Genomic DNA, 25919 nt, shown 5'->3' on the forward strand with positions numbered 1-25919 from the left:
TTGTTTTTGCGGTGCGGTAATGTCGATACCGCACCTCACCGACGCAAATAAGGAGATTTTGCATGCCGCTGTTACTGTCGATGCCATTGTTTACCGATGTACCTAAGCTCAAGCCGGATGAACTCTGTGTCTATCTACGCCAGCATTGGGCTGATATCGCCGAGATTACTGCGGTAGAAGCGGATGATCGGTCAGTATCGTTTTACTGTGGCACTACGCTGGTGCTGCTCGCGATCATGCCTGCCGCGTTGCCGTGGAGTGAATTAGAAGGGCCGTGTCACACCAGTTGGCTGTGGCCTGAAGCGCTCACTGAGGTTAAGCAACATTGTCACCATCTGGTGATTACTGTGAGTGATGATGCGCTCGAACCTGTGCCGCTATCGGCGTTACTGACGCAAGTCACTGCGGCGGTTTTGGCGACCACCGACAAGGCACTTGGCGTGTATTGGTGCAATGCAGCTTTGTTAGTGCCGCAACAACTGTTTATCGATTTTGCTGTGCAAGTGTTACCTAACGAAGTGCCTATTTATCTGTGGGTGGATGTGCGCGCTGGGCAAGATGAGGGCGGCAGTAGCGGCTTTACCACCGGGCTTGAGGCATTGGGACTGATGGAAATTGAAGCGCTGCAAACGCCCGAACCGGTGGCCGAATTAAGAGAACGGCTGACCAGCTTGGCGGTTTATACCATCGAAAATGGCCCGGTGATCAATGATGGTGACACTATCGGTGAGAGCGAGCAGGAGCGGATCGGCGTGGTCTATTCAGCGTCACACTTCGGCCACGAACAGCAAGTGATGTTGCTGCAATATCGTTAAACCTTGGTTGCGCCAGCCCATTATTATGCTGGCGCCGTTGGGGTTTCGCTATCGTTAACCCCAACATTCAACTATACTTGCGCCGCTGCTGACCCATCGCGGTTAGCCGCGCACCATTGGCGTATCAGGTCTTGCTGACCGCGCCGCACTTCACGCACTTATTACCCGAGATTTACCATGTCATTTGCCGCCCTTGGATTACGCGAATCTATTGTTACTGCTTTAACTGAATTGGGGTATGCCCAACCAACGCCGATCCAACAGCAGGCGATTCCGGTGGTATTGGCGGGGAAAAACTTGCTCGCTGCGGCGCAGACGGGTACCGGTAAAACCGCCAGCTTTGTGCTGCCTTTATTAGAGCGCTTTGCCGATTGTGACAAAATCCGCCCTAAGCGTGTGCGCGCCATCATTCTTACGCCAACCCGTGAGCTGGCGGTGCAGGTGCATGACAACATCAGCAACTACGCCAAACATCTGAACCTTACGTCGATGGCAATGTACGGCGGTGTCGCCGAAGCGCCACAAAAGCAGCGTTTGATTGAGGGCGTCGATATTCTGGTGGCGACTCCCGGCCGTTTGTTGGATATGTACACTCAGCGCGCTATCCGCTTTGATGAAACTTCAGTATTGGTGCTGGATGAAGCCGACCGCATGCTCGATATGGGCTTTATTGAAGCGATCAACAAAATCATCGAACGCCTGCCAGAAGAGCGACAAAACCTGTTGTTCTCAGCCACGTTATCGAACCAAGTGCGGGCATTGGCAAGAACCGCCGTCATCGATCCGGTAGAGATCGAAATCTCCCGCAACAAAGCCAGCGCGCCTAAGATTGAGCAGTGGTTGGTGACGGTTGATAAAGACACCAAATCAGCCCTGCTGAGCCATTTGATCAACGAGCATGGCTGGCAACAAGCGCTGATCTTTATCCGCACAAAACAAGGTGCGGCTAAGCTAGTGAGCCAACTGGAAAAACGCGGCATTGTTGCTGAAGCGTTCCACTCAGGCCGTAGCCAAGCCTCGCGCGAGCAACTGCTGGAAGACTTTAAAGCAGGCAAGTTGCGCTTCTTAGTTGCTACTGGGGTGGCATCGCGCGGCATTGACATTGAAAACCTGTCGCGGGTGGTTAACTACGACCTGCCCGACGAAGCCGATGACTATATTCACCGTATCGGCCGTACTGGCCGTGCTGGTCACAGTGGTGAAGCGGTATCGCTGCTATCCAAAGACGATTTTCGCAATCTGTGCGCCATTGAACGCCGCTTGAATCAACTGATTGAACGTCGTGAAGTGGATGGTTTTGCGCCGAAAAAACCAGTGCCGGTGTCGGTGCTCAACTTTGTGCCTAAAAATAAATCGACCAAACCGAGCCACGCCAAAACCCGCGATGCTGATGCGCCTGAGGTGTATCGCAGCAGTGAAGGCGGTTTTGATAGTCGCCAAGCGAAGAAGCACCGCAGTGCCAAAGCGAAGCCAAAGAGCCAACATCTGCCACAAAGCCACACCGAGCGCCCAGCCCGTGGTGAGCGCATGGAAACGCGTCGTAGCCGCAGCGAAAATAGCGACAGCCAAGCCGCGCGTAAACCCGCGCGCGAGCCAGCACGTGAACCAAATAAAGCTGATGACCAAGCGTTTAACCCTTGGTTAGCTGGTAAGAAATAGCCTTCACCTCATCGCGTGTTTCAGTTGCATTATTATCAGTTAATACGCTGTATTAGCTGATAATTTTGCGATATTCCCCAACGTTTTTACCTTGAGCTTGCGATAGCTCACGTTCTGATACTTTGCTCTGCGCTGTGCTCCGGTTTTGTCCTAAGCTTAATCAGTACCAATAGATCCCATGCGGCTTTGCAGGGGATTTGCGCGCGACGGCTACGTTATAGGCTGATTATTACCTTGCGCAAATTCAGGGCCTTAGGGCGGTTGGTACCTCCTGTCATTGCAGCCAATCAAATAAGGATGGTACTAGGTGAAAGCCAATACAGCGTGTATTTCCTGCATTACCCGTCAAGCGATGGAGGCGGCACAGCAAGCCTGTGATGATCCTGCCAGCGTCGAGCGAGTGCTCCAATGTGTGCTGGCCGATATTGCCACGTTAGATCTGTCGTTATCGCCACCTGAGTTAGCACAACAAATTCATCGGCGCCTGCGACAAGAAAGCCATTGTGACGATCCTTATGCCCAGCTCAAGGCGCAATCGGCGGCGCAAGCGCTGTGTCTTGCCCATCGTGCCAAAGCCGCGATAGCTCGTGCTAGCAATCCGTTTGAAGCGGCGCTGCGCTTTGCCATTGCGGGCAATGTTATCGATTTTTCCGCTTTTCCTATCGATGCTGCCACCAGTGCCGACGAAGCCATTGCCCAAGCATTAAGCCAAGCTATTGATCGCGCCATGGTGCAACAACTGCACACGGACTTAACCCATGCCAAACGGGTACTACTGCTGGCCGATAATGTCGGCGAAACCTTCTTTGATAAGCTATTTATTGAGCAACTGCCACCGCATGTTGAAGTGATATACGCGGTTAAATCTGCGCCGGTGATCAACGATGCCACCGTGGCTGATACGCTCGATGCTGGCATTGCCGCGGTGGCAAAAGTGATCGATAGCGGTTGTGATGCGCCCGGTACTCCGCTGGCACAGTGTTCGGTGAGTTTTAAACACTATTTTGATAGCGCCGATGTGGTGATTGCCAAAGGCCAAGCTAACTACGAAACCCTCAGTGATGTCAGCCGCGAAGTGTATTTTCTGCTGCAAATTAAATGCGTGGTGCTGGCAGAACACCTCCAGTTACCGTTGGGCAGTTGGGTCATCAGCAGTAACCAGCAGCTCCGCCAGCAAGCACACGCCGTTGGTGCCGAGGCCGCCGTTTTGTAAAGGTAGATGAGAATTATTGTCATTAACATGGCGGGCAAGTTACAGTAGCCCGCCATTTTTGTCTCTGTCGTTGAGAACTATCGAATGAACACCCGCTGGAGTGGATTTTTTTGTGGGCTAATGTTGCTGTGTTGCAGCCCAATCAGTGTTGCTGAACAGTCTGAGCCACAGCCTGTTAACGAGCTGCTGGCGCAGCAATTAGCTGACGGTAAATTGGTCGCTTTGGGCGATGTGCATGGCTCGCCATTGATTGTGCAGCAGTTGTTAGCGTTTTTAGCTGAGCCACAACATTGGCAGCAAGTGGATGATATTGCGGTGGAGTTTGGTAACTCGCGCTATCAAGCCGTGGCTGATCGTTATGTGGTCGATGGCGCAGCGATGGACCTGAGCCAAGTGCGGCCGATTTGGCGCGATACGCTGTACTTTATGGCATGGCAGTATGACGTGTATGAACAGCTCGTACAGCAACTGCGGCAGTGGAACCAAACCCGCACCCATAAAGTGCGGCTGGTATTGGCCGAGCCGCCACTGGATTGGTCCAGTCTAACCGCGCAAGGTTGGCAACAGCAGGTGGCGCAGCGCGAGCAGGGCTATGTGCAGATCATCACCCAGCAAGTGCTGCAACCTAAACGTCGCGGTATTTTGCTGTTTGGTACGTTCCACATGATGAAACAACCGGTGGTAATGCAAAACGGTGAGTCGTTTAGTTCGCTGGTCGCGCTGTTACGTCAACAACAAGACGCTGACATTTATACGGTGTGGCCGCGTATCGCTGGTGACAAGGTCAGTGCCCAAGCGACAGCGCCTTATCTGCTGCCGCTAGCAAGCTCGGCCCTTGGTGCACAGCCATTTAGTCATATCACTGCGCGTGTCGGTGGCAGTGAACCAGCGTTGCTACGAGATGTGGCGGATGCTTATCAGTTTCTTGCTTCTACCGCACGAAAAGCGCCCTACAGCCATGCGGCATTAACCGATACGGTTTGGCATCAAGAGTTACAACGCCGCGCGGCAATTGTCGGTGGCCGTAGCGGCCAGCAGATCCAGCAGTGGCTAACGCAACATGCCATCACTGCACCAAAGTAAATAGTTTTACGCTGTACCAAGGGGCGCAATTAGCGCCCCTTGCTGCTGTCGTGCTGTGAAACTACAGCTCGACAACCCCTAATATTTAGGCCAGCCGTTGCTATCCCAGTTTAAGGTACTGATCAGCATTTTAGGATTACCGCCATCATTGGCGTCGTAGGCATGACGAATGATGACATCGGTATTGGCAATATCTTGCCCGCCTGGGCCAACCCATTGATTGTTACCGCCATCAAACAGTGAACCGCCGCCATTCATCATGTCGGTACCATTTTTATCTAAGTACGGCCCAGTCACATCTGTGGCCCGGCCATAACGGATTTGATAGGTACTGTTGACGCCATCACAGCATTTACCTACCGATACAAACAGGTAGTAATAACCGCGACGATAGATAATGGTCGGTGCTTCAATACCGCCTGAACGGCTGGCAATGCTGCTAAGCTCGCCGATTGGTTTCATGGTGATGGGGTTTAACCGCACCACTTTGATGCCTGAATTCCACGAACCAAACGTTAGCCAAGGATCGCCATCTTTATCGATCACCAGATCGGGATCGATGGCGTTGTAGTTGTTGGCAGCGGTGGTATTAATCACTAACCCACGATCTTGCCAATTCCCCGCCGCTAAGCTGTCTGCTACCGCCAAACCGATGGCAGAGACACGAGAGCCAAAGGTAGAGATGGCGTAGTACAGCCACACTTTGCCGTTGTAGTGTTTAATATCGGGCGCCCATACATCGTTGTTGGCATGGTTGGGCACATAGTTTTTCCACCAACTGAGCGGATTGGGAAAGATAGATGGCAGCGGTTGCCACACTAAGCCGTCATGGCTGACTTTGCCGTAAATGCCAACGCCAGTTTGCAGCTCCCACCATGAACCATTTTCGTAAGCGATGGTTGGGTCGTGCGTCCCTAAGTTGCCACTCAGCGGCCAAAAGTTGGTGGCGCCGTTGGTGCTGGATGTGTCCACCGGTTTGCTGCCAGAGCGTTGGATGAGATTCAGTTGCCATTGCTGTGAATCTAACTGATTAACAGACCATTGGCCGATATTCGCGCCGTTACTGTCATCCCAGCCCAGTAAATCGAGCGCTTTACCACTGTTTTTGTTAATCAGTAAAAAGTAGCCGTTGCCTTGATCGCTGATGTTCCACTTTTGCGTGTTACCGCCCCAATATTGCCACTGATCGACGTTGGCACCGTCACTACTGCTGTTGTTGTACACCTCTAACGCTTTCGCGCTGTTGATGTTAAGGACGGAATAGTAGCCATCATCGCGTTTAGTGATCAGCCAGCGTTGCGTGTTATGGCCGTTACTCGGCCACTGGCTGACATTGGCACCATTACTGCTGTCGGCATTGGCAACTTCCACCAACTTGCCGCTGAATTTCGATTGAATGGTGTAAACGCCATTGGCAACATCGGCCTGTGCAGCACCGGTGAGTAGTACACTGCCTAGCGCTAAGGTATAAAAAGCTCTCATGGTTATCTCCTTGTGAGAGTTTGCTGTTCCGACACACTCCCCATAGCGGCCGTGAACCCATTAAAAGTATTATATTAACAATGGCGTTACATCTTAGACTTTGGTAGAAATGAGTGAACCGTGCCAATTAAAATAACCATATGAAAAATATGTTATTTTACCGTTTTTATCGGTGTGGTTAGCTGTCAATCAGCAAACTGATGTAGAAGCTGTCATTCAGATCTGCATCCCAACAGGCTGATTTTATGTGAGTGGCATAAAGCAATAGATAGACTTAGGCATAAGGCGTGGTTACTCTGATGTCAGTCGCAGCGAACCGGAGCAATAATTGAAAATCACTAAAGCGAAACTGTCTGATTTAGATGAAGTTGTCTCGATCTATCACCAAGCGCGTGCCTTTATGGCCGCCAATGGCAATGCCAAACAATGGGGCAATAACTACCCGCCAGCGGCACTGATTGAGCAAGATATTGCCTCTGGGCATTGTTACGTGTGTGTGGAAGAGCAGCAGATTATTGGCACGTTTTACTTCGCCATTGAGGAAGAACCCACCTACCGTATCATCGAAGATGGTGCTTGGCTGAACGACCGGCCTTACGGGGTGTTGCATCGCGTGGCGGTACGCACGGGGAAACGTGGCGTAGCGAGTCATTGCATTAATTGGTGTTATGACATTGCTGGAAATATGCGCATCGATACCCATGCCGATAACGTACCGATGCGTCGCGTGCTGAGCAAACTGGGCTTTCAATATTGCGGCGTGATTTACGTGCGCGATGGTTCGCCAAGATTGGCCTTTCAAAAATGCTAATCGTGCCTGTGCGCCATCGTGTTTAGGATGCTGCAATCACGGCAAACTTGGCTGCTATGCGGCTAATCAACTGGCGCTGCTGCACAATAAAGTCTTCAAATGCCTGTGCGGCGGGCGACAAGTGCCGTTGCTGTGGATGCACTAAACACCAACTGCGCACAATCGGCAACTCTTTCAGCTGTAACTCTCTGAGCGAGCCAGCTTGTAGTTCGCGAAAGGCGCAATAGCGCGGCAGAAAGGCGATGCCCAGTCCAGCGCTAACGCCTTCGCGCTGGGCTTCTGACGAGTTGAACTCGACAAAACTGTTAAATTGCAGATGTTTTTGCTGGCAGAACAGCTCGCTCGCGCGCCGGGTGCCAGAACCAATCTCCCGTTGTAGCAAGGTGTAATCCGCTAAATGTTGCAAAGTGAGCGGCGTGATTTGCAGCAGTGGATGATCACTGTTGACCACGGCCACAATCGGATTGCTCAAAAACGGCATAAACTCCAGCGCCATCTCACTGGGCACATCGGTCATGATCACTAAATCGTCACGGCTATCGTTGAGCCGCCGCAACAGTTGGGCGCGGTTAAACACGTTCAAAATCGGCGTGATATTGGGGTGCAGCCGTTGAAACTCAGCAATGATATGCGGCAACACATATTTCGCGCTCGATTCAGCCGCAATGCGCAGCTCGCCCTTGAGCGTGCCGCTCAGCTCCGACAGCTGCATGTCCAACACATCAAACCGTTGAAACACATCCTTAGCCGTACTGCGCAGATATTCGGCAGCGTGGGTCAGGTATAACTTTTTGCCGACATATTCAAACAGCGGTTGCTCCAATAACTCTTCTAACTGGCGGATCTGCTGGCTCACCGCGGGTTGGGTTAACGCCAGTAGCTCTGCGGCGCGGCTATAAGAGCGTTGCTCACACACTGTTTGGAACACCTGCAACTGCCGCAGGGTGATACGCATGTACGATTTTTGCACAAACTCTACCTATCTATAACTAATTACTTATGCTGGATAAAATTATTATTAATTTTAATTATTTTTGAAATAGCAGTAGCTTAAAAAAGCTTAGGGATCTTAAAAATTATGTAACAACGGAGTTACGATTTGTGATCAAGAAAATTCTAATCGCTAACCGCGGTGAAATTGCAGTGCGAATTATTCGCGCCTGCGCCGAAATGGGGATTCGATCTGTCGCGGTATACTCAGACGCCGACCGGCATGCATTGCACGTAAAACGTGCCGATGAAGCCTACAGCTTGGGAGACGATCCGTTAGCGGGCTACCTTAGCCCACAACGCTTAGTCAGTTTAGCGGTGGAAGTTGGCTGTGATGCGTTGCATCCGGGCTACGGCTTTTTATCTGAAAATCCAGAACTGGCCGAGTTGTGCGCCGAACGTGGGGTGAAGTTTATTGGCCCAAATGCCGACATTATTCGTCGCATGGGTGATAAAACCGAGGCGCGCCGCACCATGATCGCAGCGGGTGTACCAGTAACGCCGGGCACCGAAGGTAACTTGCGTGATTTGGACGAAGCGTTGGAGCAAGCCGAGCGCATCGGTTATCCCGTGATGTTGAAAGCGACCTCTGGCGGCGGTGGTCGTGGGATTCGTCGCTGTAACAATGTCGACGAACTGAAACAGTTTTATCCGCGAGTGATCTCCGAAGCCACCAAAGCCTTTGGCTCCGCCGAAGTGTTTTTGGAAAAATGCATCGTGAATCCAAAACATATCGAAGCGCAGATTTTGGCCGATAGCCACGGCAATACGGTGCATCTGTTTGAGCGTGATTGCTCGATTCAGCGCCGTAACCAAAAGTTGATTGAGATTGCGCCAAGCCCGCAGATCACACCCGAACAACGTGCCTATATCGGCCAAATGGCGGTGCGCGCCGCCAAAGCGGTGAACTATGAAAATGCTGGCACGGTAGAGTTTTTGCTGTCGGGCGATGAAATCTACTTTATGGAGATGAACACCCGCGTACAGGTAGAGCACACCATCACCGAGCAGATCACTGGTATCGACATCGTGCGGGAGCAGATCCGCATTGCCTCCGGTATGCCGTTGTCTGTGAAACAGGAAGATATTCGTTTTCACGGTTTTGCGCTGCAATTTCGCATCAACGCCGAAGATCCTAAAAACAACTTTTTCCCTTCATTTGGACGTATTACCCGTTATTACGCCCCCGGTGGCCCTGGTGTGCGCACCGACACCGCGATTTATACCGGCTATGTCATTCCGCCGTATTACGACTCTATGTGCCTCAAATTAGTGGTGTGGTCACTGAATTGGGAAGACGCACTGGACCGCAGTTTGCGCGCGTTGGATGACATGCGTTTACAAGGGGTGAAAACCACCGCGACTTACTATCAACAAATTTTGAAAAACGCGGAGTTTCGTACCGGCGAGTTCAACACCAGCTTTGTGGAAAATCATCCAGAGCTGTTGGATTACTCGGAAAAACGCGCGCCAGAGCAGTTGGCGATTGCCATTGCTACCGCGATTGCGGCTTACGCAGGTTTATAAAAAGAATCAGAGCTGGTGGTGAGCAGCCAGTGGAGAGATAGAAAAATGACGAAAAAAATCAATGTAACCGAAACCGTTTTGCGTGATGCCCATCAGTCACTGTTGGCGACGCGGATGCGCACTGAAGATATGCTGCCGATCTGCGGCAAACTGGACAAGATTGGCTTTTGGTCGCTAGAAGTGTGGGGCGGCGCGACCTTTGATGCTTGTTTACGTTTTTTGAAAGAAGACCCATGGCAACGCTTACGCCAATTGCGTGCTGCATTGCCCAATACCCGCTTGCAGATGCTACTGCGCGGCCAAAACCTGCTGGGGTACCGCCATTATAGCGATGATGTGGTACGTGCATTTGTGGCCCGCGCTGCCGCGAACGGCATGGATGTATTCCGCGTGTTTGATGCCATGAACGACGTGCGTAACCTGCAAACCGCGATCGCGGCGGTAAAAGACGCCGGTAAACATGCCCAAGGCACCATCTGCTACACCACCAGCCCAGTGCATACCGTGAGTAAATTTGTTGCGCAAGCGCAAGAGATGGCCGCGCTCGGTGTGGATTCTATCGCCCTGAAAGACATGGCCGGTTTGCTGACACCATTTGCCACCGGTGAGCTGGTCAAGGCGTTGAAAGATAATGTGGATTTGCCGATTTTTGTGCACTCCCATGACACCGCTGGCGTGGCGGCAATGTGCCAACTGAAAGCGATTGAAAACGGCGCCGATAATATTGATACCGCCATTAACAGCATGGCGTGGGGCACTAGCCATCCGGGTACGGAATCGATGGTGGCGGCACTGCGCGGCACCGAATATGACACCGGGTTAGACTTAGCCGCGCTGCAAGAGATCGATCAATACTTTGTTGAGATCCGTAAAAAGTATCATCAGTTTGAAAGCAGCTACACCGGCGTAGATACGCGCGTGCAAGTCAATCAAGTGCCGGGCGGCATGATGTCTAATTTGGCTAACCAGTTGAAAGAGCAGGGCGCGTTAGACCGCATTGACGAAGTATTTGCCGAGATCCCACGGGTAAGACAAGACTTAGGTTATCCGCCATTGGTAACGCCAACCTCGCAGATTGTGGGCACTCAAGCGGTGTTTAACGTGCTGGCGGGTGAGCGTTATAAAACCATCACCAACGAAGTGAAACTCTATCTGCAAGGCCGTTACGGTAAAGCGCCAAACCAGATGAATGTTGAGCTGCAACAGCGTGCCATCGGCAAAGAAGAGATCATCGACGTGCGCCCAGCGGATCTGCTACCACCAGAGTTAGACGCATTACGGGCGCAAGTGGCGGATTTGGCCGAGAGTGAAGAAGATGTACTGACCTTTGCCATGTTCCCTGAAGTGGGGCGCCAGTTCCTGAGTGATCGCGCCGAAGGCACGTTGACGCCTGAGCCATTGCTGCCAGCGGCGGCGCAGCAAACGACTGCACCAGTGGCAAAACAAGACGGTGCTCCGACGGAATTTATTATCGACGTGCACGGTGAAAGCTATCACATCGATATTACCGGTATTGGTATCAAAGGCACTGGCAAGCGCCATTTCTACATGTCGATTGATGGCCTGCCAGAAGAGGTGGTGTATGAACCGCTGAATCTGTACGTCAACGAAGGACAAAAAGGCTTGCGTCGTCAAGCATCGGCACCGGGCGATGTAACCACATCAATGCCGGGCAACGTAGTGGATGTATTAGTGAGCGTGGGGGATAGCGTGACTGCCGGTCAATCCCTGCTGGTGACCGAGGCAATGAAGATGGAATCGGAAGTGGCGGCACCTATCGCTGGTAAAGTGGCGGCGGTGCATGTGACCAAAGGCGACCGCATCACCCCGGGAGATGTGCTGGTGGAGATCGTTTAAGCCCACATTGTTACGCCCAAATAAAAACGCCCACAATTGCTTGTGGGCGTTTTTGTTGAGGATGGATTAGTGGCAAATAGCGCCAGTCACCTCACCCGCTTGGCCGCTACCTTGGCCGATGAAACCAAACTGGACGCTTTGTCCCGGTTTGATCACTCGGTTCCACTCGAGGTTAGTGGCGGTATAGGGACTTTGGCCGCTCAGCAAGGCACTCCAGTTACTGCTGACGCTGCTGTTATCGCTAAATGACCATGCCACTTGCCAACCGCGAATGTCGCTGTTGCCGGTGTTGGTGATGGTCACTGCACCTTGGAAGCCGCCCGGCCAGCTGTTAGTCAACTGATATTGGCATTGTGCTGTGGGTGTATCGGCGTTACCGTCGCTTGGTGGTGTCACTGGCGCGGTTTGACAGATATCGCCCGTCACGCTGGTATCGTCACCATATCCTTGACCAGTAAAGCCCACTTCGACAGATTGCCCCGGCGCAATATCTTGGTTCCAGCTCAGGTTGCTGGCGGTGTATGGGCCGTTACCACTCAGTTGACCATTCCACGCGCTGTTGATGCTATCGCCGTTGCTGTAACCCCATTGCACTTGCCAACCTTTGATAGTGTTATCCGATTGGTTAGTGATGCGTACCAGTCCTTGGAAGCCGTTTTGCCAACGGTTAGTGATTTCATGCACACAGCTCGCTGGCGCCAGTTGATTGATCAGCTTCAGTGACGCTAACACGGGATCGTGATCCGACATGCGGTAAGCATCGGCGGCGTAATAATCCAGCTGTTGCTGTTCAGATTTGTTGGCAACGGTGTAATCCAGAATGGTTGGCTCATCGGCGTTGATGTGCCAATCGGCGGCATCGACTGCGGTTTGCGCCAATGCTGGCGATACCAACATGTGGTCCATGTAACCCAGCAAACCGTCATACTGATATGAGTAACCTTCAGCACCGTGGAACTGATTAATCAGGTCAACAAAGCCACCGTTAATCAAGGTAGTTACTGGATCTTCTTTGGCGTAACTGTTCAGGTCACCAATGATCACCTTGTTAGCCTGTTGGCTCAAGTTGGTATCTGCGGCAAACCACTGCAGTAAGGTTTGGGCTTGTTTAACGCGGGTGGCGTTAAAGCAGCTTTGACCATCGTTTTGGTCGGCATCTGCGCCCGAGGCGTTGCTACAGCGTTTCGACTTGAAGTGGTTAACCACCACAGTGAACTGCTCGTTGCGGCCAGCCAACTGGAAGGTTTGTGCCATTGGTGGACGGTTAAACACGCTATCCATGTTGAGTTGTACGCTGCCCACGGTGGTCAGTTTGGCCGGACGATACAACATGCCCACGGTAATGGCGTCGGTACCGACAGTGCCACCAGCGTTGATAAAGGCATAGCTGTTGTCACCCAATGCGGTGTTGACGCGTTTGACCAAATCCGCAATGGCGCTGTTGTCACCAAAGCCGTCGTTCTCAAGCTCCATCAAGCCGATGACATCGGCGTTGCTGGCCACGATAGCCGCCACGGTTTTTGCTACTTGGCGCTCATATTCTGCCGCCGTGTTGGCACCGCGTGAGGTGGGGAAACCGGCACCGTTGCCATCACCGTTAAACAGGTTAAGCACGTTCATGCTGGCAACCGTTACATCGCCTAAGGCTAAGCCGGGTTGCGCTGGACGTGGGTTGCTCGCCACAAACTGCGGTTCTTGTGTTGGGATCAAGCGATACGCATCAAAGCTGTAGTCAATCACCCCAACTAAGCTACTGACTTTATCGCCAGTACGCAGGCTGTTGCTGGCTGAGAACGCCCCATTTGGATAACGTTGGCTGCTTGGATAGGTTTGGCTGTTGCCATCGTCCAACACCAGTTGATCTAACGCGTTAGCTTGCGCCAGTGCTGTGGCCTCCGCTGAGCCCGGACGATACACGTTGGTTGGCGTAAACAGGCGTTTGCTCGACAAGGTGACTTCACCGTATTGACCGAGTGAACTGTTGTCAGTCACCAGCAGATCGCCATCAACGCTGACCAACATGCCTTCAATCTGCTCCATTGCGGCTGCAGAACTAAATGGCAGTTTGATGGCCAGTGGGGTCACGCTGCCGCTACCACAAGTACGGTATTCACCACTCAAGGTGATTTCGGTTTTTTCGTAGTATTCAGACACGCTACCTAGCAACCGCACCACGCTACCTACCGCTGGCATAGGTTGGTTGCGGTTGTAGATATACACCGCTTCTGACGTGGCTGGATTATTGTCGCTGTGCTCGGCCTCTTCTTGCAGGAAGAATGCATTTGCACTGGCATTAACTGCGGTGACGACACCTTCAACCACCACAGTTTGACCAACCAACGGTGAGGCAAAACCACTGCCTTGTACGGCACTGATCAAGGTGGCTGGATCGCTACACTGACCGAGCACTACAGGTTGCTCCGGTGGTGTTACAGGATCGGTGTTGCCATTATCGCCATCGCCTGGGGTCGCACCAGTGTCACCGCTGTCATCACATTGGATGTCGCCATAGACTTGGCTGATCCATTCTGGATGGTCGATGTATGGGTTACGGTTGCCTTGGTATTTGTAGATCGCGTTGTTACGTTTGATCTCAAAACTGTCAACCGGATCGGCCTTGGCCCATTCGAGCAGACGACACAAACGGCCTAATCTTGGTTCGCTGGTACTGGTGAGACGATTTACCAGTTCCAGATCTGGCGTGATATCACCATTACCTTCGTAGCGAGTGTCCATATACATCAGCATACGGGCCACATCGCCTTTCACGGCATCGCGAGGCTCAAACGAGTCGTTATCGATGCGGTTTTTTGGGTCTTCGGCCAGTGGGTTGTCGCTATTATCAAAGTCTAAATTGCCGCGCGAAGCGTTGATGGAGATATCCGCAGGGCGCAAGTGGTTGATGTCGGTGTAAGCTTCGTTGCTTTGATCGCTGAAACCATGGCTTTTGGCCCACACGTGCTCGCGGTTCCAGTTGTCTGGATTGCTACTTTGCGAGCCAGAACCGTTGAGCTGCTTCGACATCGAGCGACCGCTATACAACAAAATCACATTGTTGGCGTTTTCTGGGTCTTCATCGGTGTGTGTTAGTGCGGTCCACACTTGGCTGTAGCTGAGTACCCGCTGACCATGACTAATCGCGCTGTTGATGGCCGCTTTCAGGGTGGCTGCGTCGCTACCGTTGCTGGCCGCCGTCAGTGCTGCGCTATAGTAACTGGCATCGTTGAAGTTGGCCGGGTCGGCCACCGGATCGATTGCGTTACAGTTAAAACAAGGTGCGCCGCTGCCTGAACCACCGCCAGTATCGCCGCCGTTGCCGCCAGTATCACCACCAGTATCGCCGTTGCCGCCAGTATCACCACCAGTATCGCCGTTGCCACCGGTGCCGCCGCCGTTGTTGCCAGAGCCGCCACCGTTGTCACCTGAACCAGTGTCATCGTCTGAGCCGCCATCGCTCTCTTCGCCGTAGACGAAGCTTTGTAACGGATATGGCGTGGTAGCGCTGCTGTTAGTTGCTTGATTATCGAGCGCGTTAATGCCGCTGAAACTCCAATGGCTTAGATTGAAGTTAGCGCCATCGGCAGTGGTGGCCGCGTTGCGGTGTGCCCAACCATCGAGATATTCCCATGGTTGACCCGTGCCATCGACGCCTTGTTCACCAAAGCTATCCACCATAGTGCCATCACAGTACAGTTCCACCCGGTCGTCACCGTTGATGGTGCCTGAACTGATCACTAAATCGGGATTAAAGCCAAAAAAGGCGTTAAATCCCGCAGTTTCAGTCGCCACATATAAAAAGGAACCAGCGGAGACTGGTGCTGCGGCAAAGGCGCCACGTTGTCCTTGAGAATTGCCGCCGTTAAAGGCATATCCGATGCCGCAGCGACTCGCATCGCTGATATCGTTCACGACATATACTTCAACTGCTTTAGGAACGCCTCCCGATAATGGGCCATCTACCACACCTGTGATGACCATATCTGCGGAGAAGGCGGAAGCAGAAACAAGCACAGCCGATAGCTGTAGTGCCAGATTAATTTTCATTCTACCCTCAGTGTTAACTAGCCATATCCATGGCGTCATGTTTTGTGTCAGGGAATATGTCGCCATATTCCCGCGTGCATTCTAATGAATAACCAATACAAATTGGTTACATAAAAGTCACAACTGCTAAATATCTGCCATTTGTTAATGGGTTGTTTGTTTTTAGGTGTTTTTATGTAGTTATCTCAAGGCTGGTGCATCCACTCACCATGATGCAAACGAACAACGTGGCTTACCTGTGAATTTTTATTATCGATAGCCATTTAGCGAGGCGCATTCTAATCAATATTCGCGACTAATTGATGACAAGAATTTGCGGTGCGTTGTCAGAGAAAACTTTACTTTGGTAATGGAGAGGAAAATGTGGATAAAAAACGCAGCTTGTTTTTTAAGGTGTTATTTTTAACTGATTGATAATCAATAATTTTATTTGTGGTGGATTAGCAGCTTTTATTAGTTTGTTTTTGTTTAGTTGACTGATTTTATAGGTGTTAGTTTGATACTTTAATTAACTGTTTTTATATTGGGTTAATATCTGTTTTTGCGGCTATTTAATACAATTTGATTATCGGAAAATAGCGTTTTACACAATAAACAGTCGCTAGGTCGGCGATATTCACGGCACTTACGACAAAGTGCTACTGTGTGATCTTGGTTATCAGAGGAATACATCAGCATGGATCTACAACTCAAAGGTAAAACCGTTATGGTGGCCGCGGCGAGCAAAGGCATGGGTTACGCCATCGCATTGCAGTGCGCGCGTGAAGGGGCCAATGTCTCAATGGCAAGCCGTGATCATCAGGCCATCACCGCTGCGGCGGCCAAAATTGCCGCCGAAACTGGCGCTAGAGTGCAGGGCTATCAGTTTGATGCCGCCAATGGCGCCAGCATTGAGCAATGGGTGAGTGCTACGGTGAGCGACTTTGGTAATGTCTCCGGTTTAGTGGTGAATGCTGGTGGCCCGCCAAGTGGTGACTTTATCGATTTTACCGATGCAGATTGGCAAGCTGCATTTGAACTGACGTTAATGAGTGCGGTGCGGTTAATTCGTGCGGCGTTGCCATCGATGTTGGCAGCGGGTTCTGGCTCGGTATTAACCATCACTTCATCATCGGTAAAAGAACCGATTGATATTTTGTTGCTGTCCAACGTGATGCGCTCAGGCGTGACCGCACTAGTGAAAAGTTTGTCGCAAGCCTATGCGGCGCAAAATATTCGTTTCAACAATCTGCTACCTGGGCTGATCGATACCGATCGGTTAACCACGCTCAATCAAAAACGTGCCGAAGCGTTAGCCATTTCCACCAACGAGGTACGTCAGCAGCAAGAAGCACAACTGCCGATGGGGCGTTATGGTCAGCCGCAAGAGTTTGCCAACGCTGCGGTATTTTTGCTATCTAACGCCGCCAGTTACATCACCGGCACCACGTTAGCGGTGGATGGCGGCAAGATGAAAACCGTGTGGTAGCCGCCGCTTACAACCAGCGATTAAGCGCCGAATGCTGGCAAATATGCTGCAATTCGGCCTCGCTTAAATCGCTTGGTGTGTGTTGTTCCAATAGCTCAAGGTCTTCACTACAGCCGCAGTTTTGCACCAAAAATTCGATCACTGATGAGCGCAACGCTGCGGTCGGCGCCGGTGCGGTGGCGCCCAGTAATTGAATGATCTGTGCCATGATTTCTGCTTGTTGCTGCCAACAGTCCTCTTCATCCGCCCGCATCACCTCATCGTCCCACAATTGATAAAGCTGCACTAACCGCTGCAATGGCCGTGTGGCAGAGGGCGTACCGAACTGTGCTATCAACTGGTGAATATCGGCCGCGATTGCCTGCGGCTGCTGTAACTGTTCGCTCACGGCGTAAATCGCACCATCTTGCCACGCCAGATAGCACAGCTCGAATCGTTGCTGCGCCAGTTGTAGTTCACCAAGCACCAGTTGCTGGTGATTTTGCTGCAACCTAGCGTTTGCGGTTGGGTAAATCAGTAGTTGCTGATCATCACTGACATAGCCGTGCGCAAACCCGGTGAGGTAGGAGCTACAGCTAAAGTTTTCAATCAGGTATTTGCCAGCAATTGCGCTGTCAGTCATAAGGCATCCTTTCGATTACGACATATCAAGATATGTAAAGTTTTTTGCACCATTTCCCCAGTGTTACTTAGCCCGGTTTCTTCATGTTGCCAGTGTTGTTCAACGGTAAATCCGTGCTGGTGCAATAGGTGTTGCACGTGCTGCGCATCATAGAGGGTAAAGTCATAAGCCGTAAACGGCAGTTGTTGCATAAAACTGCGATCGCCAAAGGCGAAACAGCACAATGCTCGCGGTGTTAAGACGCGTTGTAGCTCTGCGAGATAACGGGCTAATGGCTGCCAGAAATAGATCACGTGCACGGCCAGTAACTTGGTAAAACTATTCTTGGCGTAAGGCAGCTCTGCGGCATCGGCGCGAAGAAACTGGGCGTAGCCGTTGCGAATGAGATCATGATTTAACTGCTCGGCGGCGGTCACCATCTCGGCCGACCAATCCACGCCGGTGTAATGAATATTATTAGCCGCGGCACATATCTGCGCCGCAAATGCACCATTGCCGGGGCCAATTTCCAGTACGGCATCGGTATCGCTCAGTTGTAAGCGCTCAATGCAACGTTGGTTAAGCAGGCCGTTAGCTTGATTCATACCCGAACCAACAGCGATGGCTTGTTCGCCGTTTGGACAGCGCAACTGCTGCGCTAAGTTTTTTGCTGTGCTCATAGTGTGTCCTGTTAATTAACGAGGTGCATTCACTAAACTCTGAGTCGCAACAGTTTTGCTCAACAACACGATTTTTATTATTAAGGTAGCTGCTTATGATGCCTCAACTGGCGCATAAACCAATGCATTTTTGTGGTGACACAATGTAAATCCGCGCTAGTATGAAGGCATGCTAATGCAGGACCGGAGGTGGCTTGAGTGAAGCTGGCAATTTTACAAACTGATGTACTACACCCTGAGTTTATCGAACAATATCAAAGTTATGGGGTGATGTTTCAACGCATGTTTGCTGAGGCGAATATTGCGCTAGAGAGTGAGATTTTTAGTGTGATTGACGGTGTTTATCCAACTGACCCGGACGCTTTCGACGCCATGTTAATCACTGGCTCCAAGGCCGATGCCTTTAGCGCGGAGCCGTGGATTGTCACCTTAACCAGCTATATTCAACAGCGCTTCAATGCAGGGCAAAAGCTGCTTGGTATCTGCTTTGGGCATCAACTGCTGGCGCACAGCTTGGGTGGTCGGGTGCAGCGCGCCGAAGGTGGCTGGGGCGTAGGCATCATGCATTATCAATGGCAGGCAACGCCAAGTTGGCTCCACAACCGCAGCAGTGATGTCAGTTTGCTGTGTAGCCACCGCGATCAAGTCGTCGAGTTACCACCACACGCTACCTTGCTGGCGAGTAATGCTTTTTGTCCAAACGCGGCATTTTATATCGACCAGCGAGTGTTAGGGTTTCAGGCGCATCCTGAATTTAGCAAAGATTACGCTGAAGCCTTATTGCGCAAACGTTGGCAGGATATCGGCGAAGATAAAGCCGCAACGGCATTAGCGAGCTATCAACAGCAACATCAAGGCCGCTGGGTGGCAGAGCTGATGGCGCGGTTTATTGCCGATAAATAATACAGCTTCAAGCATCGCAAATAACAAGGCCAAGCAGTTGCTTGGCCTTAGTGTTTCAAGTCTTCTACGGGGCTATTCTGCTGCGCGATAGTGGTCTTGCATAGTGTACGAGCGCGCATAAAGTGCAAACACCAACGCTGCCAACAGGGCAAATCCAGCAAAGAAGAACATCTGGAACGCGGTAACACTAATCCCCGTTTCGGCAATTTTGGCGGTCACCGAATCATGCTTCACACTGGCGTTCGCCAGCAGCACCCACAAGTTACCGATAGTGACTGACAAGGTCCAAAAACTCATGATCGAACCTTTCATCGACTTCGGCGCTTGGCTGTAGGCAAACTCTAAACCGGTGGCCGATACCAACACCTCACCGAATGTTAGCAGCGCATATGGCAGCACTTGCCAAGTGATTGACATCACGCTGCCGCCATCCATCGCCAACTGAATGGTGCCAATCACAATCCACGCCAAACCAGAGAAGGCAATGCCCGCGCCCATACGGCGCAGTGCGGTCACTTCCATGCCAGCCTTTTGCAGCATCGGGTACAGCACAAAGTTGTTAAATGGGATCAGCAACATCACCAATAATGGGTTCAATGCTTGCATCATCGCGGGTTCAAACCACTCGGGTTTTGCCATGTCGTTGGCTTGCAAAATCCATGTTGATGCTTTCTGGTCGAACAGCGACCAAAACGGCGTGACCAAGGCAAATAAAATCAGAATGCGAAATACCGATTTAACGCCAGCAACCGCCTCAGCGGGATGGCTAGTCAGCGCCCGTTGCAACTGCATTGATGCGCCGGTGCCAACAAAGCCCATAATCAGCACCAACGCCAGACACAGCGCCGTGACCAATCCCAGCGTCGGAATTTGTGATAAGGCGAATACCGCTAACACCACGCCGACAACGCTCAGCAATAAGCCTTTATTCGCTTTGCCTGGCTCTGGCGTCAAAATCGCGCTCTTGATCACTGGCAGGAAACCATGCGGATCGCGTGCTTGTGGCTCAATGTGCACATAACGTTTACGGCCATACCAGAAGAACAAGGTGGCAATCAGCATCAACAATCCGGGAATACCAAAGGCAATCGATGGCCCCCAGAATTTGAGAATCAACGGCATTGACAGTGACGCGAAAAACGAGCCGAAGTTGATGGTGAAATAGAACATATCAAAGGCTTTTTGTGCCAAGGATTTGTTGCTCTGATCGAACTGATCGCCCATAAACGACGACACCAACGGCTTAATGCCACCGGAGCCAAGCGCAATCAAAAATAGCCCCGAATAGAAGCCGGTTTTGCTGGTCTCAAAGATCGCCAAAAAGGCATGACCAATCACGTAGACAATGCTGAGCCATAAAATGGTGTGGTATTTGCCAAAGAAGCGATCGGAGATCCAGCCGCCCAATAGTGGGAAAAAATACACCCCAATCACAAACGAGTGGAACACATCTTTGGCTTCGCCTTGGCGTAACTCTTCTGGCACTGAGAGCAGCAGGGCGGTCATTAAGAACGGGGTGAGAATGTTACGCATGCCATAAAAGCTGAAGCGCTCACAGGCCTCGCTGGCGATAATAAACGGGATCTGGCGTGGCCAGCGTCCGGTAGAGGTCGTTGCCATGGTTATCCTTGTACTGTTGTTATCGTGGGCCAGCAGCAATGACTGCCGGCTGCTGTAGATTGATTACCGCTACATCCTAAGAGGTTATGCGACAAACTGCATCTATGATGTTTAACACTTGTGTTACAGATGGTGTCAGGCTGCGGCAATGTGGGGCGCTATTGTTCAGTAATAGTGTGAATTTAGGCTTAACCGCGGCATCGATTGGCGTGACTCAGCCGCGCACTTTGGCGCGTTTGCCACGGTTACACTCGAAGCAGAGGATCTGCAGGTTGTTGATGTCTAATTCGAGTTCACGGTATTTGGAGCGCGGCAAAATGTGGTCCACTTCAAGGGCGATGTTATGTTCGGCGCGGGTTTTATTACACAGCGCGCAGCGATGTTCGCGCGTTGCCAGTACCTCTTCACGCAGGTTTAACCACGCCGGAGACAGATAAAAGCTGGTGTTGTTACTCGGTGCAAATTCGGCGAGTTGCTCGATATGCTCGTAGACTTGATGACCATCGATGGGGGAGAAAAAGCTGGCCTTTTTATCGCTAATATCTGAGTGTTTGACTAACCATTGGTAGATACCGCGGCGCGCGCGATCTTCGGTTTGATATTTGCGAGTAGTGCGGCTAGCTGCCAGCCGCAAAGTGACTTCTATGGTCATACGCTGCCCTTTATCTTTATCTATTAACAACAAAGGGCAGGCGCATTGCGTAGTTTATTTTCTACGCTTCTTCGGACGGCTGCCGCCTTTGCTGCTGTGACTTGGTCGATAGTTGAGTACGGCCTCTAACGCCGCCTGATACGTCATGGCAGCGTAGGTGCCTTTAGGCCCATCGCGGTATAGCAAACGTTGCTTGCCGAGACGAACTTCTAAAGTTTTACCCATCTGCCGATAGTGCATGGCTTGGCTAAAACGGATCAAGGTTTGATTGAGCACTTTGCCGCTTTTATCGCGACGCTGTGACAAAATGCCCTTTCTACCGATGATTTCCCATTGGGTGGAGTTGAGCATCTGCAAGGTATTCCACAACATTTTGCTCAAAAACAGCCACAGCACCAATGCGATAACCAACGCGACCGAGACATACCAAGTACGCCAGTCACCAATGAAACTAACAATTACACCCGCCAGCAGTAACCACACCACTGCCATAATACTGCTGATAATCGCCGTTTGTTTGAAGTTTGCTTTGATAAGGTCTTTAGGGTTTCTGCCGGGACGGAACAGAATATCGCCAAGAGATTGCACCAACTGATGCTCATTCAGAGTTGATTTAAGTTGCATAGTCATTCTTATGTCGTTGTGAAAATAAGCGCCTGGTAATCAGTTATCGATGTTCTTATCTCAAGGCACAACACATGGTAACCATGGGCGATGACGGTTGAGTGCCGACGCAATAATTTGAGCCAGTTGCGGCTCAGATAGATAGCAGTTGGGGATCAAATGGATTGAATTCAAGGGCAAGCGCACATGATTGTGATGCAGGTAACTCAGTCAGTGGCAGTAAAACATTATTTTTCACAAATAAATCATTCAGTGCTGTCACATTCTTTCGCTATACTGTTCGCACTATAAGACTATTGTTCTTAATTCAATCGCTATATGAAAAAGTTACTCTTAGCCATGATGGCTGTGGCAGCCATGAGCGTTAGTACTGGCGTTGCCCAAGCCAAGGACAGCAAACAACAACCTACGGTAGTGATGATCTCTATTGATGGTTTTCGTTGGGATTACATTGAAAAGCACCATGCCAACAATCTCGCAGCGATAGCCAAACATGGCGTACGTGCCGAGCAGATGCGACCGCAATATCCTACTAAGACGTTTCCCAATCACATCAGTTTAGCCACTGGGTTATATCCGACCCATCACGGCATTGTCGATAATGACTTTTGTGATAAAGAGCGGCAGCAGTGCTACAAAATGGGCATGGGACTGAAAGACTCCACTTGGCTGAATGGCACGCCGTTGTGGAATCTGGCCGAAATGAACGGTGTTAAAGCTGCCACCTATTTTTGGCCGGAGTCAGATGCGCGTATTAATGGCATGACACCGTCTTATTATTACCATTACTCCAAACAAGCCGATTACCACGCCCGTATTGAGCAAATTCTGAATTGGTTGAAGATGCCTGCTAAGGCTCGACCGCACTTTATCATGGGGTACTTCTCTGCCGTTGATACGGCTGGCCATATTTATGGCCCAGATGCTCCCGAGACATACCAAGCGGTACAGCAGGTGGATGCGCTGATTGGTGAGCTGCGTGAGCGGATGCAAAAAGAGCTGAAGTATCCGGTTAACCTGATTGTGGTGGCGGACCATGGCATGGCGACCATCAACGCTGAAGACGGTATCGACTTCCGCAAATTACCGATTGATGAACAGAAATTCGACGTGGTGAATGTGCAAACGCGTCTGATGATGTACGCCAAACCAACCACCTCCGCCGCCGATATCGACAAACTACGCCAGCAACTGAGTGATGCCGCCAACGGCCGTTATCGTCTGCTGGATCAAGCGTATTTAGCTGCGCGCCATTATGTGGATAGCCCACGTATCGCCGATGTGATTTTGGAAGTGGATGCCCCAGCATTCTTCACTAAAAAAACACTGGCCGAACGTGACAACCATGGTGCGCACGGCTTTAGTTACACCAAAGAGATGGGCGCCTTGTTTGTTGCTGAAGGTCCAGCCTTTAAACGCGGAGTGACGCTACCGCCGTTTGATAATGTGGATGTGTATCCAGCGGTTGCCCATATTTTAGGTCTGCCATTACACACGCCAGTTGATGGCACTATTAACTCGTTGTTACCAGCGCTTAGCAAATAAGCCGTAAACGACTATTTTGAGTTTTTTTGAGGAAACTATGAAAGCAGTTAAGTTCTTTCTGCCGCTGGCCTTGCTAGCAACTGCGGTGCATGCCGAAGCGCCAGTGAATCACTCCACCATGGAACTGGTCGCACAAAACACCCAAAGCGTGGTGTGGATGCAAAACGCGGGCGAGTACCGTGCATTGTGTTATCAAGCGTATAACACTGCCAAAATGGCATTTGATTTGGCAAAGAGCCAACATCAAGGCAAGTTGGCGGTGATGGTCGATCTGGACGAAACCATGGTGGATAACTCACCGTATGCTGCGTGGCAAATTCTGCATCATCAAGGTTTTACCGACCAAGGTTGGGATGAGTGGGTTAACAGCGTACAAACGCCCGCGTTACCCGGTGCGGTAGAGTTAGCTAACTATGTGACCGAACAGGGCGGCACCATGTTTTATGTGTCTAACCGTTCAGAACGTACCTTTGCAGCGACTAAAGAAAACCTGCAAAAGTTGGGTTTCCCAAACGTTACCGATTTTACCCTGCGTCTGAAAAAAGACACCTCTAACAAAGCGCCTCGTCTGCAAACCATCAAAGATGATGGTTATAACGTGGTGGTGTTTATGGGCGATAACCTGAACGACTTCCCAGAGCTAAACACTTACCATCAGCTAAACCAAGACCGTAACGCCGTTGCTGATGCCAACAAGGATGCCTTTGGCCATAAATTTATTATGCTGCCGAACCCATCATACGGCGACTGGGAGCCAGGTTTGACCAAAGGTTATTATCAGTTGAATGATGCCGACAAAGTGCGGGTGCGTGAGCAAAGCCTCAAGCCTTGGCAGCAGAAATAACGGCGTAACGTGCACCGCGGTATTGTGCGAGCTTGATCGGGCTTGCTGAAACTTAATATCACGCCTGCTCGCCCATTAAAAAACCCCGATGTCTCGGGGTTTTTTACTACTTATGCTTTAACCGCAGTGCTATTTGTCGATTGGCGCTAGCGCAACCGATAGCCACACTAAACGGTGATCAGAAGAGTCACTGCGATCTTTAATCAAGCGATATAACGGGCTAGCTTTCTCAGGCCAGAACACCCCGCCATCTAACACTTTCATACCCGCTTTGGACGGTAATACATAGTCTGCGCGTTCTTTCCAAGAGGCGGTATAACTTTTGGATTCTTCCACATCCGGTACATATTCAGCGCCGCCTTGGCTCATAGGCACAAAGCTGCCATTCACTAACGGATGGTCAATCAGCTGTCTAACCGCACCACTTTGATCGGCCGTTGGATACGGGGCTGAGTTCATATCGCCAAGCAATACAAAGCGAGCATTCTGGCTAAAACCACCTTGGCGCCCTTGGTCATCAACAATATATGACGCTGCCGTACCGCCCGTCAGATAATCAGCCCACAGACGGATTTCATCATGATTGCGTTTGCCATTGCGATCTTCTGGGCCATCAAATACTGGTGGCGTTGGATGCGCGGCCAACACGTGCAACCATTCGCCGTCAACATTGACTGGAATATCCCAATGCGCCTTGGAAGATAAACGCAGTGCTTGCCATTGCTCAGTGTTATACCAAGGTTGATTGCTGGCAGGGTCGATTGGCTGCTGAGCATTGGGCATCGCCGACCATTTCAACAGCTGGAAGGTACGAATATGTTCATCATCTATAGGATAACGTGACAACACCACCATGCCGTACTGCCCCGGATAGAAACCGAAACCCCAAGCATCGCCGCCTACACCAGAGGCGACGCCATCATGGTCTAAGTCATACGGTGATGGAACGCCAGTGTTGACGGGGCCGATATGGAAATAGGGATAATCAATTGGCTCAGCGCCATTTTGTGATTGATTCAGATAACGTTTGATAAAGGCTTTTACGCCTTTATCTGCATCGGCGATGTAGTCAAATTCATTCAACAGCACAATATCTGGACGTACCCGTTGCAGAATCTCCGCGATATTGCGTATTTGCTGGTTGTCATCATTTTGTAACAAATTTTGTAATTTATCCGCAGAAGGTGTTTTCTGACCTTTTTCTAAGTAGTTACTGCCTTCCATACTGACGTTGAAGGTAGCTATTTTTATGTGTTTTTCAGTTGCTGCAAAAGTATTCATGCCAATAAAAGATAATAAAAACAGTAAAGTAATTTTAAGGGAAGTTAACCAAGCCGGTTTCATTGGGAGCCTCATCGAAAGATCGAACAGCAATTGTGCGTAAGAAAAATTTTCCGCTCAAAAATGCAACAATTGTGTGTATGATTATGCAGTGTTAAACAAAAGTGTAACGCTTTTGTGGTATAACACGCCCTCGTTGGCCGGAAGTACCCGTGGCCTT

The 25919-nt window shown here is 50.8% G+C and carries 20 protein-coding genes; 11 read left to right on the forward strand and 9 right to left on the reverse strand.

What is annotated here, in order from left to right; translation table 11 throughout:
• Window positions 1-62 precede the first annotated feature (62 nt).
• From L9G74_RS13960 to L9G74_RS13975, 4 genes are all read left to right on the forward strand, one after another.
• The gene (locus L9G74_RS13960; RefSeq protein ID WP_238897030.1) at window positions 63-815 is read left to right on the forward strand and encodes a DUF4261 domain-containing protein; all 753 of its coding nucleotides are present in this window, start codon (window positions 63-65) and stop codon (window positions 813-815) included.
• 177 nt (window positions 816-992) lie between these two features.
• Window positions 993-2474: a DEAD/DEAH box helicase gene (locus L9G74_RS13965; protein ID WP_238897031.1), complete on the forward strand. Its 1482-nt coding sequence runs from the start codon at window positions 993-995 to the stop codon at window positions 2472-2474.
• A 307-nt stretch (window positions 2475-2781) separates the two neighbouring features.
• On the forward strand, window positions 2782-3687 hold the full coding sequence (locus L9G74_RS13970) for a damage-control phosphatase ARMT1 family protein (RefSeq protein WP_238897032.1): 906 nt from the start codon (window positions 2782-2784) through the stop codon (window positions 3685-3687).
• Window positions 3688-3771: 84 nt separating this feature from the next.
• Entirely contained in the window at window positions 3772-4770 is a 999-nt protein-coding gene (locus tag L9G74_RS13975) for a TraB/GumN family protein (RefSeq protein ID WP_238897033.1), read from the forward strand.
• A 78-nt stretch (window positions 4771-4848) separates the two neighbouring features.
• Here L9G74_RS13975 and L9G74_RS22330 read toward each other — a convergent pair whose 3' ends face one another.
• Complete coding sequence (locus tag L9G74_RS22330) at window positions 4849-6252, reverse strand: family 43 glycosylhydrolase (protein WP_275297438.1); 1404 nt, start codon at window positions 6250-6252, stop codon at window positions 4849-4851.
• 328 nt (window positions 6253-6580) lie between these two features.
• Between L9G74_RS22330 and L9G74_RS13990 the strand changes: the two genes are divergently transcribed.
• A complete protein-coding gene (locus tag L9G74_RS13990; RefSeq protein ID WP_238897034.1) occupies window positions 6581-7063 on the forward strand; it encodes a GNAT family N-acetyltransferase in 483 nt (160 codons plus the stop codon).
• 22 nt (window positions 7064-7085) lie between these two features.
• Here the strand turns inward: L9G74_RS13990 and L9G74_RS13995 are convergent, their stop codons facing one another.
• Window positions 7086-8033, reverse strand: a complete 948-nt coding sequence (locus L9G74_RS13995; RefSeq protein WP_326521517.1) for a LysR family transcriptional regulator — start codon at window positions 8031-8033, stop codon at window positions 7086-7088.
• 131 nt (window positions 8034-8164) lie between these two features.
• On the opposite strand from L9G74_RS13995, the gene L9G74_RS14000 reads away from it, so the two are divergent.
• Both L9G74_RS14000 and oadA read left to right on the forward strand, forming a co-directional pair.
• Window positions 8165-9580 (forward strand): acetyl-CoA carboxylase biotin carboxylase subunit, encoded by a 1416-nt coding sequence (locus tag L9G74_RS14000; RefSeq protein WP_238897035.1) that lies wholly within the window; start codon window positions 8165-8167, stop codon window positions 9578-9580.
• Between the two features lie 45 nt (window positions 9581-9625).
• Window positions 9626-11437: a sodium-extruding oxaloacetate decarboxylase subunit alpha gene (oadA, locus tag L9G74_RS14005; protein WP_238897036.1), complete on the forward strand. Its 1812-nt coding sequence runs from the start codon at window positions 9626-9628 to the stop codon at window positions 11435-11437.
• Between the two features lie 66 nt (window positions 11438-11503).
• Here oadA and L9G74_RS14010 read toward each other — a convergent pair whose 3' ends face one another.
• Window positions 11504-15481 carry an ExeM/NucH family extracellular endonuclease gene (locus tag L9G74_RS14010; protein WP_238897037.1) on the reverse strand — a complete coding sequence of 1326 codons (3978 nt, stop codon included), beginning with the start codon at window positions 15479-15481 and terminating at the stop codon, window positions 11504-11506.
• A gap of 676 nt (window positions 15482-16157) precedes the next feature.
• Here L9G74_RS14010 and L9G74_RS14015 point away from each other — a divergent pair.
• Entirely contained in the window at window positions 16158-16949 is a 792-nt protein-coding gene (locus L9G74_RS14015) for an SDR family oxidoreductase (RefSeq protein ID WP_238897038.1), read from the forward strand.
• Between the two features lie 7 nt (window positions 16950-16956).
• Here L9G74_RS14015 and L9G74_RS14020 read toward each other — a convergent pair whose 3' ends face one another.
• Together L9G74_RS14020 and L9G74_RS14025 are read right to left on the reverse strand one after the other, a co-directional pair.
• Entirely contained in the window at window positions 16957-17571 is a 615-nt protein-coding gene (locus L9G74_RS14020; RefSeq protein WP_238897039.1) for a hypothetical protein, read from the reverse strand.
• Window positions 17568-18230: a class I SAM-dependent methyltransferase gene (locus tag L9G74_RS14025; protein WP_238897040.1), complete on the reverse strand. Its 663-nt coding sequence runs from the start codon at window positions 18228-18230 to the stop codon at window positions 17568-17570. The genes L9G74_RS14020 and L9G74_RS14025 overlap by 4 nt, the downstream gene beginning before the upstream one ends.
• 198 nt (window positions 18231-18428) lie before the next feature.
• On the opposite strand from L9G74_RS14025, the gene L9G74_RS14030 reads away from it, so the two are divergent.
• Window positions 18429-19133: an amidotransferase gene (locus tag L9G74_RS14030; RefSeq protein ID WP_238897041.1), complete on the forward strand. Its 705-nt coding sequence runs from the start codon at window positions 18429-18431 to the stop codon at window positions 19131-19133.
• A 72-nt stretch (window positions 19134-19205) separates the two neighbouring features.
• Here the strand turns inward: L9G74_RS14030 and L9G74_RS14035 are convergent, their stop codons facing one another.
• From L9G74_RS14035 to L9G74_RS14045, 3 genes are all read right to left on the reverse strand, one after another.
• On the reverse strand, window positions 19206-20753 hold the full coding sequence (locus L9G74_RS14035) for a POT-type proton-dependent oligopeptide transporter (RefSeq protein ID WP_238897042.1): 1548 nt from the start codon (window positions 20751-20753) through the stop codon (window positions 19206-19208).
• A 214-nt stretch (window positions 20754-20967) separates the two neighbouring features.
• Entirely contained in the window at window positions 20968-21405 is a 438-nt protein-coding gene (locus L9G74_RS14040; protein WP_238897043.1) for an HNH endonuclease, read from the reverse strand.
• 54 nt (window positions 21406-21459) lie between these two features.
• On the reverse strand, window positions 21460-22029 hold the full coding sequence (locus L9G74_RS14045) for a hypothetical protein (RefSeq protein WP_238897044.1): 570 nt from the start codon (window positions 22027-22029) through the stop codon (window positions 21460-21462).
• 318 nt (window positions 22030-22347) lie between these two features.
• On the opposite strand from L9G74_RS14045, the gene L9G74_RS14050 reads away from it, so the two are divergent.
• Window positions 22348-23574: an alkaline phosphatase family protein gene (locus tag L9G74_RS14050; RefSeq protein ID WP_238897045.1), complete on the forward strand. Its 1227-nt coding sequence runs from the start codon at window positions 22348-22350 to the stop codon at window positions 23572-23574.
• 37 nt (window positions 23575-23611) lie between these two features.
• Window positions 23612-24418 (forward strand): 5'-nucleotidase, lipoprotein e(P4) family, encoded by an 807-nt coding sequence (locus tag L9G74_RS14055; RefSeq protein ID WP_238897046.1) that lies wholly within the window; start codon window positions 23612-23614, stop codon window positions 24416-24418.
• A 129-nt stretch (window positions 24419-24547) separates the two neighbouring features.
• Here the strand turns inward: L9G74_RS14055 and L9G74_RS14060 are convergent, their stop codons facing one another.
• Window positions 24548-25699, reverse strand: a complete 1152-nt coding sequence (locus tag L9G74_RS14060; RefSeq protein WP_238897047.1) for an endonuclease/exonuclease/phosphatase family protein — start codon at window positions 25697-25699, stop codon at window positions 24548-24550.
• Between the last annotated feature and the right edge of the window lie 220 nt (window positions 25700-25919).

The organism is Shewanella electrica (assembly GCF_022321485.1).
In the GTDB taxonomy this organism is placed as follows: domain Bacteria; phylum Pseudomonadota; class Gammaproteobacteria; order Enterobacterales; family Shewanellaceae; genus Shewanella; species Shewanella electrica.